Source organism: Pseudomonas sp. UBA6315, from assembly GCF_002438125.1.
GTDB classification, from domain to species: domain Bacteria; phylum Pseudomonadota; class Gammaproteobacteria; order Pseudomonadales; family Pseudomonadaceae; genus Aquipseudomonas; species Aquipseudomonas faucium.
The window spans coordinates 10,772-24,269 of record NZ_DJTF01000142.1 but is presented as its reverse complement, the minus strand read 5'-3'; the positions used below and the strand labels follow the sequence as shown (position 1 = coordinate 24,269).

The window sequence follows — 13,498 nt, the reverse complement described above, 5'->3', positions numbered from 1 at the left end:
TTTCGTCCTGGCGCTCGCCGAGGATGCCGTTGAGGCTGATGCCGCTGGCCTTGCGCGGGGCGAGCATGGAGACCTTGTACAACTCCACCGACAGCGGCGAGTCGATCGACAGGGGGCCGGAGCCATTGGCCGCCAGTTCGCCGCCGACCACGATCAGCGACACCTTGGTGTCGAACGGGTCGAGCTCGATGTCGCGGTCGGTGTCGGACAGGTCCTTGATGTGCCCGTACACGCCGACCAGGCCGTTGGCCATGGCGATGTTCTCGTACAGGCGGATGTTCACGCTGTTGCGCACGCGGATGCCGTGGCGGCGGTTGTTGATCAGCTTGTTGCCCCAGATCAGGTTGTCGCCGCTTTCGTACAGGGTGATGCCGTCGGTGTGGTTGCGGTAGATCTCGTTGTAGGCGATCAGGTTGTTGACGCTGTTGCGGTCGATCACCACCCCGGAGAGCTTGTTGTCATAGCTCTTGTTGTTGATGATCCAGCTGTCGTTGACCTCGCGCGAGACGATGATGCCGTGCTTCTTCTTGGTGCCGTACACCGTGTTGCCGGCGATGATCAGGCGGTGCGAGCGGTCGTGCGGGTCGATGCCGTAGACGATGTTGTCGCGGTAGGTGTTGTCCTTGACCACGAAGTCCTGCGTCTCGTAGCAGTAGAAGCCGTACCACATGTCGCTGAACTGCGAGCCGATGATCCAGCCGGTGGGTTCCGGGCGGCCCATGCGCTTGGCCATGTTCGGCGTGTACTGCGAGATGCTCACGCCATACGACTTGGACTTGGCGTAGCCGAAGCTTTCCATCCTGGTATTGACGATGTAGGTCTCGGTGCCACCCCACGACAGCAGGAACGGGCGGAATTCCTTGGGCGAGCGGAAGGTGGCAGGGCCGTTGTCCTTCTCGCGCCAGCCGCTCACCTGGGTGTCGCTGATGAACAGCTTGCCGTCGTTGACCAGGAACGAGCCGCCTTCCTGGGACAGGCGCAGCTGCTTGACCTTGCCGTCGATTTCCAGGATGCCGTTGCGCCCGACCACGATCGGCAGGCGCGCCAGGTACACGCCCGGCTCGACTTCGCTGAGGTACTGCTTGGGCACCTGCTTGCTCAGCTGCACCAGGTCGACATGGCCGTCATCGACGAAGATCGCCTGGGGGATGCCGTGCTGGCGCTGCACCCACTCGGCCGCCTTGTTGTCGCCGCCGATGAATTCCTTGAGCGACTCTTCCTGCAGCATGCGCCGCACGCTGACCTTGCCCTTGTGGCGGCGGTCGATCTTTTGCTGCACGGCGGCGGCGGTGTAGCCGCTAAGGTCAGGCAGCTTGGGCGGGTCCATGTGCAGCGGCTCGGTGGGCGCGGCGGACACGGTGTAGGTCTTGGCCTGCTGCAGCCCCTTGGCGACGGCCGCGGGTTCTGCGGCGAAGGCCAACTGGCTGGCCAGCAGCAGGGCGCTGGCCAGGAGGCTGTGACGTAAGTGCGGGTGAAGGTTCATTGCAGGTCCTCTCCCGGCCTCAGAAGCGCCAGATCACGTCGACGAAGGCGCGGTGCATGTACGAGTCCGCTTCCTTGCCATAGGCATCGCCCGGCTTGAACACACCGGCGCGCAGGCGCACCAGTGCGGACGGCTCGTCGATCGCCTGGCTCATCGAGGCCGGCAGCAGGCCTTGCTTGAAGTACTTGGTGACGACCACGTCCATTTCCTGGCCGAGGTCTTTTTCGCCATCGACCAGCGGGCGGCTGAAGCCGTTGTCGTTGACCACCGCGTTGATGCCGCTGGAGCCGATGTTCTGCGAGCCATCGACACGCCAGAACTTGTGGTAGATGAAGCTGGCGTCGTAGTCGTCGCGCAGCTGCCAGGAGGCGAACAGGGTGGCCGCCTGCAGGTTGCCCAGCTCGCCACGGAAGGCTTCGCCGAAGCGGTGCACGCGCGAGCGGGTGCCGGTGAAGTTGGAGCGGTTGCTCTCAAGGCCGGTCTGCTCGAAGTTGCTCGAGCCGTCGTCGCCACCGCCGCCGCTGCCACGGGCGTAGGCCGCACCGACCTGCCATTGCGGGTCCAGGCGCAGGCGGATGCCCAGGTCGGTGGCCCAGGCGTTGACGTCGCCGCTCTGCTTGCCGGTGGCCACTTGCTCGCCGTTGACCAGCTGGCTGCTGAGGGTGTCGCGGTCGCCGGTCAGCCAGGTGACGCTGCCCCAGTAGTTGACGGTGTGGTCGTTGCGCCAGTTGTAGGCGTCGCTGTTGGCTTCCAGGCCCAGCCAGGTGAGGTCGCCGGTGCGGGTCTTGTCCAGCGCGTCGATGGTCTCGCCGGGGTTTTTCAGGCTGCCGCTGTCGTGGGTGTGGTGGGCGCGCACGCCGACCCAGTGGCCGGGTGTCCACTGCGTGGCGACGTTGCCGTAGACATGCGTGCGGTCCTTGTCTTCCGGGGCCAGCTCGGTGAGGTCGGTGCGGTACTCGCTGAAGCGCTGGGCCACGCCCAGGTCGGCCTTGAGCAGGGTGGTGTCGAAGGTCCAGTTCAGGGCTTCGATGTTGGTGTCGCGCCACATGCCATCGTCGCTGCGCAGGCGTTGGCGGCCCAGGCGCAGTTGCTCGCCGGGGTAGGCGGTGAGGCCGCTGTAGCCGACCCAGAATTCGCGCATGGCCAGGTAGCTTTTGTCGGGCTTGCGGCTGTCGTCGCCGGTGTCGGTGGTGGTGCCGTCGTCGTTCTGGCGCAGGGTGTCGGTTTCGATGGTGTCGGTGGCGGCGACGGCCTGGCCCATGGCATAGGCGCTCCAGTTGCCGCGTTCACCATAGACCCACGGGCGCAGGTCCAGGCCCAGGCCGTTGACGTCGCCGCCGGAGCGGGTGCCCAGGTCGCGGTCGTCTTCGGACTGGCCGGTGATTTTCACGTCCAGGCCGAAGTTTTTCTGCAGGGTGATGTCGGCCAAGGTCGGGCAGGACCACAGCAATGCGAAGCTCAGGCCGATGCCGGCTTTCACCAAGGGATTGAGCGTCATAGCATGTCCTCGCCGTCTACTTCGGGGTCTTGGTCTTGCAGAGCATCAAGGGCGAAGGTGGTGCGGCCACCTTGGGCCATGCTGCCGCGGGCCTGCTTTTCCTGGGCCAGCAGGTTCTGCGCCTGGCTGCGCTGTTGGGGTGTGAGTTGCTGGTCGAGTTGCTGCAGCAGCTCGGCCGATTGCGGCGTCGGGTTGGCCTGCGACAGCTGGGCGAACACCCAGGCGTTGGTCGGCTCGGGGCGGATGCCGTGACCTTCGCTGAACAGCTGGGCGAGGGCGTAGTCGGCGCTGTTCTGGCCGCCACGGGCGGCGCTGAGCAGGTGGTCGACGGCCTTCTGCGGCTCGACGTCGCCCAGGTAGCCACGGCGGTACAGCTGGCCGAGGTAGTAGTCGGCGCTGATTTCACCAGCGTCGGCGGCGGCCTGCAGGTGCTGCTCGGCCTTTTCGGCATCGGCGGGGATGGCCTTGCCTTCGTAGTACAGGCGGCCGAGCAGCAGCTCGGCGCGCGGTTGTTCGGCTGCGCGACCCTTGTCGATGTAGGCCATCAGCTGGTCGGTGTCGCCCAGCTCGGGGAAGTCGTAGAGCAGCTGCGCCAGGCTGACCCAGGAGGCTGGGTTGGCCGGGGCGATGTGTTCGAGCAGGGCCTTGGCGGTTTTCTCGTCGGTCTGGCCAAGGCTGCGGTCGGCCAGCACACGGGCGACGTTGTCGACCCGGGTGGCCGGCACGGTGCCGCGGGCATAGCCGGCCTTGAGCTGTTCGAGCAGGGCGGCTTGCTGGTCGGTTTGGCCACGCTTCTGGTACACGGTGGCGAGTTCGGCGTAGCACACGTCCATGGTCGCCAGGGCCTGTTTGCAGAGCGTCTCGACCTTGTCGAGGTTCTGGTCATAGGTGCCCTGGGTGCGGTACAGCAGGATCTGCGCCAGGCCCGCTTCCGGGTAGCCGGCGGCGCGCCATTGGTCGATCTGCTGCTGGGCGTTGACGTTGGGGAAGCTCTGCGGGTACAGCAGGTAGAGCATCGCCAGCGGGATCAAGGTCTTGTTCTCGCCCTGCGCGGCGGCGGACTTGAGCAGTTTTTCCGCTTCTTCGCGTTCGGCCTGGGTGCTGTCGGGCTTGGCCACCAGCAGGCGGCCCAGGCGCACCTGGGCACGCGGCGAGGTGGCGGCGGCGGCGCGGTAGGTCGCCTCGGCTTGCTTGAACTGCGCCGGGTCGCCGCTGGACACCTTGATATCGGCCAGGCCCACCTGCGCGTCGCTGTAGCCCAGGTCGGCCAGGGCCTTGTAGTTGCGCTCGGCCAGCGCGGTGTCGCCGCGCTTGAGGGCTTCGTTGGCCAGGCGCTGATCGGGCAGGCCGGCACAGCCGGCCAGCACCATGGCGGCAGTCAGGGCGCACAAGCCAAGGTTCACACGCACTTTGTGGGAGCCGGCTTGCCGGCGATTGGCCAGTGCAGGCGAAGCATCTGCCGGGCGAGCGCTGGCAAGCCAGCTCCCACCGGTATCGAGTCGTTTGATGGTCATCGACGTGTCCTCTTACAGCCCACGGGCCACGGCTTTGTCGATCAGCCAGTCGAGCGAAGGGCCGCGGTCGCTGTTGACCGACGCCGGGCGCCCGGCAAGCTCTGCAGGCAGGCTGCTGTCGGGCTTGATCTGCACGCGGATGTCGGAGGCCAGGTTTTCGCTGTCAAGGCTGCTGCTGCTGACGATCTGTCCGCTGCGCACTTCGCTTTCGCCGGCGACCTGGAAGTTGACCCGGGTACCTGGCTTGACCTCGTCGAACTGGCGGTAGCTGAAGCGGGCCTCGACCATCGGGTTGGTGGTGCGCGGGATCAGCTGGAAGATCGGCTGGCCCTTGGCGGCGTATTGGCCGTCGTCCACCAGCTGCTGGGCGACCACGCAGTCGCAGGGGCTGGTGAGGGTGCCGGAGAGCTGCTTGCCGAACAGTTCCTCGACCTTGGCCGGCTCCAGTTGCGAGTCGTCCAGGTGGCCCTTGAGCATGTCCAGCATGCTGGTGCTGAAGCTTGCCAGCGGCGCGCCCTTGATCACTTGGCCACCGCTTTCGACCAGGCTGCTGACGGTGCCGTCGCGGGGCATGGTGATGGTGGTGGTGGGCACGGCGACCACACCGGCCTCGGCGTGGCTGATGAAGTACATGCCGTACAGCGACTTGGCGACGAAGCCGAAGGCGGCCACGCCGACCACGAACACGCCGAGGGTGACCGTCACCGCCTTGAGCCGGCCGAAGGCCGACAGGCCCGAGCCGCCGTCCTTCTGCTTGCGCGCCTTGGTGAAGTTGTCGCGCTGCAGGGTGCTGAGCACATCGCCGATGCTGATCAGCTCGCCGGACAGGTGGCTGGTGATGATGTGGCGCAGGGTGGCGATGTCGCGCGGCTCGAGGTTCTGGAACTGCGCACCGGTACGGCCGCTGGCGGCGTTGTAGGAGCGCACCTGGAACTCGATGTCCATCGACAGGCCGAGGTTGTCGACCACGAACTGCAGGCGCCCGCGCAGCACCTCGCCCACTGCCAGTGGTTGCTTGGAGTGGAAGCTCAGGCCACCGGCGGAAAGGTCTTCGACCTTCACTTCGTGGGCTTGGCGCTCATTGTCCAGAAAGCGCAGCTTGGCAGGGATGCGCACCCGGGCGTGTTGGCGCTGGGCTTCGGACTCATGCACGACATTGACGTTCACGGCGGTATTCATGGTGGTTTGTTCCTGTTAGATCCGATCCGGGTTGGGCTCACACGACCATGAACAGCACAGCGACGAAGATGCTGGCAGCCGAGAAGGTCATGGTCCGCGAGGACCAGGTGTTGAACCATTGTTGAAAGCTGGCGAGGTCACGCTTGAGGGCAGTCGGTTGGCGGGTCCAGGACTGCTTGTCGAGGCGGAAGAACACGTAGATCTTCATCAGCGCGCCGACGATCTGGTTGTAATAGAGGATCAGCGGGTAGGCGGGGCCGACGTTGTGGCCCGAGCACAGCAGCATGATGGTGAGGATCAGGCGGGTGATGCCGATCCACAGCAGGTACACCAGCAGGTAGGCCATGCCGAACTTGAGGCTGGCGATCACCGCCACGGTCAGGCCCAGCAGGCTGGTCCACATCGACACGCGCTGGTCGAACAGCACCACGCTGGTGAACAGGCCCAGGCGGCGCATGCCCAGCCCCAGGGCGCGGGAGTTCTGCCGCAGGTTGTTGCCGTACCAGCGGTACATCAGCTTGCGGCTGGCCTTGAGGAAGCTTTTTTCCGGCGGGTGCTCGACGGTGTTGATGGCGGCGTCGGGCACGTAGAAGGTGTCGTAGCCCAGGCGCATGAGGCTGAACCAGCTCGACTTGTCGTCACCGGTGAGGAACTTGAAGCGGCCCAGGCGCCAGTGCATCAGCGAGTCGCTTTCGACGTCGGCGATGAACTCGGGGTTGGTCACCACGCTTGCGCGGAACATCGACATGCGCCCGGTCATGGTCAGCACGCGCTTGCTCAGGGCCATCGAGCACATGTTGATGTGGCGCTGGGCGAAGCGCAGCTTGTGCCACTCGCTCATGATGTAGCCGCCGCGCACTTCGCAGAATTCGTTGGTGGTCAGGCCACCGACGTTGGGGAACAGCTTGAACCACGGCACGGTCTTGCGCACCACGCCCTGGCCGAGCACGGTGTCGCCGTCGATCACCGCGACCACTGCGTTTTCGTCCGGCAGCATCCGCGAGATGGCGCGAAAACCATAGGCCAGGCCGTCGCGCTTGCCGGTGCCGGCGATGCGCACGATGTCCAGCTTGACGTGGGCGGGCGGGTTGTACTTGGCCCACAGGCTCTTGACCAGCAGTTCATCGGACATTTCCACCAGCGAGCAGACCACGGTGGTGGGGTAGCCGCAGTCGATCGCCTCGCGAATCACCGAGCTGTACACCTGGGCGGTGGTCAGGGCTTCGATGCGAAAGCTGGTGACCATCAGGTACACGTGCGACGGCGCGGCGGCCTCGCCCATCTTCTGCACCTTGCGGCGCAGGTAGGGGTACACGCCGTAGAGGAAGATCATGCCGCGGATGAAATGGGTGGCGCCCATGGAGTAGCGCCAGATGCCGACTGCGCCGACCAGGAAGATGAAGTGCTTCGACTGCGAGTCGAAGATATCGGCTGGCAGGGCCAGGGCGATCAACATGAGCAGGCTCATGTAGAGCAGCCAACCGGCGCACTGCAACAGCACTGTCTGGAGCCTTTGCATGTTCAGCATCCGTGGAGAATTCTTGGGGGAGGAGGGCAACGCCGTGGGGAGGCGGCGTTGCCCGGGCCTTGGCCTTACCAGCAAATGCCTTCGGTACGGCTTGTGGAGCAGGTCGGTTTGCTCATGAAGCCGACCAGGTCGATCACCTGCTTGCCTTCCGGCGCTTGCTGGGCAAGGGCGCGGAACTGCTCGTCACGGTTGCCCAGGACGATGATGTCGGCGTTGTCGATGACCTTCTGGAAGTTGGCGTTGAGCAGGCTCGATACGTGGGGGATCTTCGACTCGATGTACTCTTTGTTCGCCCCGTGGACGCGGGCGTACTCGACGTTCTCGTCGTAGATGTCCAGCTGGTAGCCCTTGCCGATCAGGCGCTCGGCCAGTTCCACCAGCGGGCTTTCGCGCAGGTCGTCGGTGCCGGCCTTGAAGCTCAGGCCGAGCAGGGCGACCTTGCGCTTGTCATGGGCCTCGATCAGTTCGAAGGCGTTTTGCACCTGCGATTCGTTGCTGCGCATCAGCGAGTCGAGCAGTGGTGCCCGCACGTCGAGGCTGGCAGCGCGGTAGGTGAGGGCGCGCACGTCCTTGGGCAGGCACGAACCGCCGAAGGCGAAGCCTGGACGCATGTAGTACTGGGACAGGTTCAGCACCTTGTCCTGGCAGACCACGTCCATCACATCGCGGCCATCGACCCCCACCGCCTTGGCGATGTTGCCGATCTCGTTGGCGAAGGTGACCTTGGTGGCGTGCCACACGTTGCAGGTGTACTTGATCATCTCGGCCACTTCGATCGGCTTGCGGATGACCGGGGCGTCGAGCTCTTCGTACAGGCTTTGCAGCACATCGCCGCTGGCGCTGTCGAGTTCACCGATGACGGTCATCGGTGGGTGGTCGTAGTCCTTGATCGCGGTGCTTTCACGCAGGAACTCGGGGTTGACCGCAACGCCGAAGTCGATGCCGGCCTTCTTGCCCGAGCAGTCTTCGAGGATCGGGATGACCACGTTCTTGACCGTGCCTGGCAGCACGGTGCTGCGCACCACGATGGTGTGGCGGCGGCTGGTGTCACGCAGCACGTAGCCGATTTCGCGGCATACCGACTCGATGTACTCAAGGCCCAGGTCGCCGTTTTTCTTGCTTGGGGTGCCGACGCAGATCATCGACACGTCGCTGGCGCGGATGGCCTCGGCGAAGTCGGTGGTGCCTCGCAGGCGGCCATTGGCGATGCCTTGCTGCAGCAGTGCTTCCAGGCCAGGTTCGACGATGGGCGACTTGCCCTGGTTGATCAGGTCGATCTTGGTGCTGGACACGTCCACACCGATCACGTCATGGCCTCGCGCCGTCAGGCAGCCTGCACAGACCGCACCCACATAACCCAAACCAAAGATGCTGATACGCATCGCTATCACCTCATGTGTTTATCACGCCAGCTCCTCCGGGAAGAGCCGGACTGGGTGGATTAACAACAATTTCAAGGCGCACGGATCCGTGGGCGAATGCACACTTCGCCGAGCGCAGGCATGAATAAGTTTGGAGCGCACCAAGTTGTGCACTCAAAGTTGGCAGTAAAAGGCCAGTAATTAAAAGGCGTGCCCTGAAATGCAGCCGTCTTTATTGCAAGGCGCTACTTGGCGCGTTGCTGTGCTTGTTTTTTCAAGTGGATAAATCCTTTGAAATCAACCACTAGGACGTTTTGTAAGGGCGCGTCTGTCCTCCATGGAACGGGGCGTACAGGGTAATCCGTTGCGCCTGTCGAACTCATCGGGGCGGACAGTGGATTACTGCCGGTTGTCATCTGTAAGTCATTTCTCACACCGCAGAGGCGTAAAATTCGTTACGGCACTATGAGCGATTGGCCGCAGGAGAAGTTCCTGGGTGAAAAGTGCCTGCATGAAAGATTTCTAAATATTTTTTCAGTGGCGGATACTTTCACTTTGATGGCACGGGGCAGACGCACCCCTGTATATAAAGGGCGAAACTGAGGGGGGATGTTTTTATGCCAGTATGGGAAAAATTTTTTCAAAATTCGTCAAAAAAGTACGAACGGTCTTATGGCGTTTGGCGATAAGCCTATGGCTGGTGGTTTTTTGGCGTCATTAAAATGGCTTGGTGGCAATGTGAAGCATGCCCTGTTGCAGGGCGGGGAGGGAGGGGGTTGCTGCTGGCCTCATCGCCGGCAAGCCGGCTCCCACAGGTACACCACAGCTTTCAATGCCTGTGCTGATCCTGTGGGAGCCGGCTTGCCGGCGATAGGGCCCTTGCGCAATTACTCTGCCGGGTGGTCGCGCAGGAACACCAGGTGGTCAGGCTTGGACTGCTCGGCGCTATAGAAGTAACCCTGCACATCGAACTGCTTGAGCCGCTCCGGGTCGTCAACCCGTTCCTGGATCACGAAGCGGCTCATCATGCCGCGGGCTTTCTTGGCATAGAAACTGATGATCTTGTACTGGCCGTTCTTCAGGTCCTTGAAGTCGACGTTGATCACCCGGCCCTTGAGGGCGCTGCGTTTCACCGCGCTGAAGTACTCGTTGCTGGCCAGGTTCAGCAGCAGGTCATCGCCCTGGTCGGCCAGGGCCTGGTTCAGCCATTCGCTGATGCCCGTGCCCCAGAACGCATACAGGTCCTTGCCGCGGGCGTTGGCCAGCTTGGTGCCCATTTCCAGGCGGTAGGGCTGCATCAGGTCGAGCGGGCGCAGCAGGCCATACAGGCCCGAGAGCATGCGCAGGTGCTGCTGGGCATAGCTGAAGTCGTCTTCAGTGAGGGTTTCGGCGTCCAGCCCGGTGTACACGTCGCCCTTGAACGCCAGCAGCGCCTGCTTGGCGTTGGCCGGGGTGAAATCCGGCGTCCAGCTGCCGAAGCGCGCGGCGTTGAGGCCGGCCAGCTTGTCGGACAGGTGCATCAGTTCGCTGATCTGCGCCGGCGACAGCTCGCGCAGCTGCTCGATCAGCACCTGCGAGTCGTCCAGGTACTGCGGCAGGGTGAAGCGGTCGGTGACCGGCTTGGTGTCGTAGTCGAGGGTCTTGGCGGGGGAAATCACCGTCAGCATCGGGTCGGCTCCTGGAATCGTTGCCGGGGATTCTACGGACTGGGGCGGGCAACGCCAAACTATGGCGACAATAGTCACAGACCATCGCCAAGGCAGGCGCTATAGTGCGCGTTTCGCCGTCACGGAGAGACCCATCGTGCGCATTGCCGCTGCCTTGCTGGCCTCGTTGTTGAGCCTGGCCGCCCAGGCCGCCCCCATCCCCCCGGCCAGCCTCGACCGCAGCCTGTGGCCCGAACAGCTGGACAGCCCGGCGCTGTTCGACGTTGCCTCGCGGGCGCAGATCCTGTCGTTTGCCCAGGTGCTGCACGAGAGCGAGCTGCTCGACGATGGCGCCCTGGCTGCGCGCCTGGGGCTGCGGCAGATCAACCTGCAGAAGGTTCGCGCAATCAGGGCCGGCATGTGGCAGCGTTTGTGGCAGGGTTATCAACAGGCTCAGCGCAGTTGCACCGAGGATGCGTCGTTCTGCTACCCGGTGGAGTCGATGGAGGATTTGCGCAGGCAGGCCGCCACGTTCGCTGCAGATGTCGGCACGTTCTATACAGGCTGGATCGAACCCAGCCACCAGTTCAATGTGCGTTACCTGGATGAGCAATTACGCAAGGCGGCCCTGCTGCCGCAGACCAGCAGCGAGGTCGAACGCCTGTCCAGCCGCGAACGCAACGGCGATGAGCTGAACGACCGCATGTTCCTGCTGACCTTCGTCGGTGGCCCGGGGCCGGAGGGTGGCAGCACCGATACGCTGGCCGACTACCTGAACAAGCAGAAACTGCAGGGCACCTTCTTCGTCCTTGGCAACCGCCTGCAGCAACGCCGCGACCGTGGCCCGGCCAATGCCTTGAGCCAGCTCTACGGCGCGCAGTGCGTGGGGATCCAGGGCTGGGAGTACCGCTCCCACGCGCAGTGGAACGGCTGGCAGGATTCGCTCAAGCGCAGCCAGGCGCGGGTCCAGGCCGACCTGCCCGAGCAGTATGTGCCGTTGTTCCGCCCGCCCTATGGCCAGCGCCGCTCCGACGGCGAAGCGTTCATGGCCAGCCAGCAGCTGCGGGTTTCGCTGTGGGACATCGATGCGCAGGATGACACGGCGCTGAGTGCAGAAGCCTCGGCGCAGCGGGTGGTGACCTTGATGCTGCTGTGGCGCAAGGGCGTGATCCAGTTCCATGACGCCTTGCCCAAGGCGCAGCCAGCGGTGGAGTGGTTGCTGCACAGCACGGCGCAGAGCGGCATCGGCTGGGAAGATTGCCGGGAATACGGCTATCGAGACTAGTGGGTCTGACTTTTGACTGTAGACCCGTCTGCTGCCCCCGCCAAGCCCTGTTCGTCAATCGGAAAAATAAACTTCACCGGTACGTAAAAAAGCTTTTTTCGTTCATGGTTTTTGCGGTATGAAGAAACCAGACAGCCGATTCCTGCAGCACAGGTGGCGTCATCCAGGCCCACCTTGCCAGGTCCGCTTCCCGCCCGTAGCAACGCGGATACGGGAAGACCGGCGGTCACTCTGCGGCGCAACAGAACGCGCCGTGTGGCTTCGACATAAGGTGACCGAGTATGGATGACCAAGGACGCAACCCTTCCTCCAGCAAGCCAATCCTCTATGTGCTCGATACCAACGTCCTGATTCACGACCCCAACGCATTGCTCAACTTCGAGGAGCATCACGTCGCCATTCCGATGACGGTGCTGGAGGAACTCGACAAGCTCAAGACCGGTAAACAGACCATCGCCGCCGAATGCCGCCAGGCCATCCGCCTGATCGACCAGACCCTCGGTGACGCTTCGCCCAGCGATGTCGAGCAGGGCGTGCCGATCCAGCGTGGCAAGAGTGGGCCCAAGGGTTACCTGTCGATCCTGATGAGCCCGCGCAACGAACCCAGCAAGCTGCTGCCGGAAAACCTCAACGACAACATCATCATCAACACCCTGCTCGAAGTACGCAGCCGGCGCGCCGACCTGGACGTGGTGCTGGTGACCAAAGACATCAACATGCGCCTGAAGGCGCGCGCCTGTGGGATCGCGGCCGAGGACTACAGCACCGACCAGCTGGTCGATGACGTTTCCTTGCTGTCCAAGGGCTACCACTCGGTCACAGGCTCGTTCTGGGACCGGGTCAGCAAGGTCGATACCCGCCAGGAGCGTGGCCGCACCTGGCATCGGGTGCAGATGATCGACAACCTGCCAGCCGTGCACATAAATGAGTTCATCATCGATGAACAAGGCTTCGTCGGCTGGGTGAAGGGCATCCGCAACGACGAACTGCTGCTGCTCGACCTGCACCAGGAACCGCTGCTGCACCAGGAGGCCTGGGGCCTCAAGCCGCGGGACATCCACCAGAGCCTGGCGCTGTTCGCGCTGCTCGACCCGGATATCCACCTGGTCAACCTGACCGGCGCCGCCGGCTCCGGCAAGACCATCCTGGCCTTGGCCGCGGCCATCGAGCAGACCATGGTCAGCAAGCGCTACCGGCGCATCATCGCCACCCGCAGCGTGCAGGGGCTGGACCAGGAGATCGGCTTCCTGCCAGGCACCGAGGCTGAGAAGATGGAGCCGTGGCTGGGCGCCATCACCGACAACCTCGAAGCCTTGCACATGGATGACGAGAGCACCCACGGCAGCGTCGAGTACATCCTCGAGCGGGTACCGCTGCAGTTCAAGTCGCTGAACTACATCCGCGGGCGCAGCTTCCAGCAGAGCCTGATCCTGATCGACGAGTGCCAGAACCTGACCCCGCACCAGATGAAAACCATCATCACCCGTGCCGGTTCCGGGTCCAAAGTGGTGTGCCTGGGCAACCTGGCGCAGATCGATACCCCTTACCTGTCCGCGACCAGCTCGGGCCTGACCTACCTCACCGAGCGCTTCAAGGACTTCCCCCATGGTGTGCACATCACCCTGCAAGGGGTGCCACGCTCGGTACTGGCCGAGTACGCCGAGTCGCATCTGTAACCCCAGCCGTCGGGCCCCTTCGCGGGACAAGCCCGCTCCCACAGGTTCTCCATCGAACTTGTGGGAGCCGCCGGGCCCCCACAGGTTCTCCATTGAACTTGTGGGAGCGGGCTTGCCCCGCGAAGGGGCCGGCCCCGCCGACACATTCCGCTGCTCAAACCTGACCCACGGGTTTAAACTCTCAGTTCCCTTCACAGGAGCAGAGCAGTGCTGACACATCTTGATTCCCAGGGGCGCGCCAACATGGTTGACGTCACCGAAAAGGCCGTGACCGAGCGCGAGGCCACGGCCGAGGCGCGGGTGCGGATGTTGCCGCAGACCTTGCAGA

9 protein-coding genes and 1 pseudogene are annotated in these 13,498 nt (G+C 63.8%); 3 read left to right on the top strand and 7 right to left on the bottom strand.

Annotation, left to right across the window (positions count from 1 at the left end; all coding sequences use genetic code 11):
• The 7 genes from algG to yaaA form a co-directional block, all read right to left on the bottom strand.
• Positions 1 to 1,483 (bottom strand): mannuronan 5-epimerase AlgG (gene algG, locus B3E94_RS16915; RefSeq protein WP_286914413.1); only part of this gene is annotated, 1,483 nt, incomplete at its 3' end.
• Positions 1,484 to 1,502: 19 nt separating this feature from the next.
• Positions 1,503 to 2,981: an alginate export family protein gene (locus B3E94_RS16910; protein ID WP_286914412.1), complete on the bottom strand. Its 1,479-nt coding sequence runs from the start codon at positions 2,979 to 2,981 to the stop codon at positions 1,503 to 1,505.
• Positions 2,978 to 4,495 (bottom strand): alginate biosynthesis TPR repeat lipoprotein AlgK, encoded by a 1,518-nt coding sequence (gene algK / locus B3E94_RS16905; RefSeq protein ID WP_286914411.1) that lies wholly within the window; start codon positions 4,493 to 4,495, stop codon positions 2,978 to 2,980. The genes B3E94_RS16910 and algK overlap by 4 nt, the downstream gene beginning before the upstream one ends.
• A 12-nt stretch (positions 4,496 to 4,507) precedes the next feature.
• Entirely contained in the window at positions 4,508 to 5,674 is a 1,167-nt protein-coding gene (locus tag B3E94_RS16900) for an alginate biosynthesis protein Alg44 (RefSeq protein ID WP_286914409.1), read from the bottom strand.
• A gap of 37 nt (positions 5,675 to 5,711) precedes the next feature.
• Positions 5,712 to 7,193 (bottom strand): mannuronan synthase, encoded by a 1,482-nt coding sequence (gene alg8, locus B3E94_RS16895; protein ID WP_236235272.1) that lies wholly within the window; start codon positions 7,191 to 7,193, stop codon positions 5,712 to 5,714.
• Positions 7,194 to 7,267: 74 nt separating this feature from the next.
• Complete coding sequence (locus B3E94_RS16890) at positions 7,268 to 8,584, bottom strand: nucleotide sugar dehydrogenase (protein WP_176512305.1); 1,317 nt, start codon at positions 8,582 to 8,584, stop codon at positions 7,268 to 7,270.
• A gap of 866 nt (positions 8,585 to 9,450) precedes the next feature.
• On the bottom strand, positions 9,451 to 10,230 hold the full coding sequence (yaaA, locus tag B3E94_RS16885; RefSeq protein WP_286914408.1) for a peroxide stress protein YaaA: 780 nt from the start codon (positions 10,228 to 10,230) through the stop codon (positions 9,451 to 9,453).
• A 136-nt stretch (positions 10,231 to 10,366) separates the two neighbouring features.
• Here yaaA and B3E94_RS16880 point away from each other — a divergent pair, with 136 nt between their 5' ends.
• From B3E94_RS16880 to moaC, 3 genes and pseudogenes are all read left to right on the top strand, one after another.
• The gene (locus B3E94_RS16880; protein ID WP_176512308.1) at positions 10,367 to 11,494 is read left to right on the top strand and encodes a polysaccharide deacetylase family protein; all 1,128 of its coding nucleotides are present in this window, start codon (positions 10,367 to 10,369) and stop codon (positions 11,492 to 11,494) included.
• A gap of 281 nt (positions 11,495 to 11,775) precedes the next feature.
• Positions 11,776 to 13,170: a PhoH family protein gene (locus tag B3E94_RS16875; protein WP_176512310.1), complete on the top strand. Its 1,395-nt coding sequence runs from the start codon at positions 11,776 to 11,778 to the stop codon at positions 13,168 to 13,170.
• A 207-nt stretch (positions 13,171 to 13,377) separates the two neighbouring features.
• Positions 13,378 to 13,498 (top strand): annotated as a pseudogene (moaC, locus tag B3E94_RS16870) (cyclic pyranopterin monophosphate synthase MoaC); the annotation flags it as partial.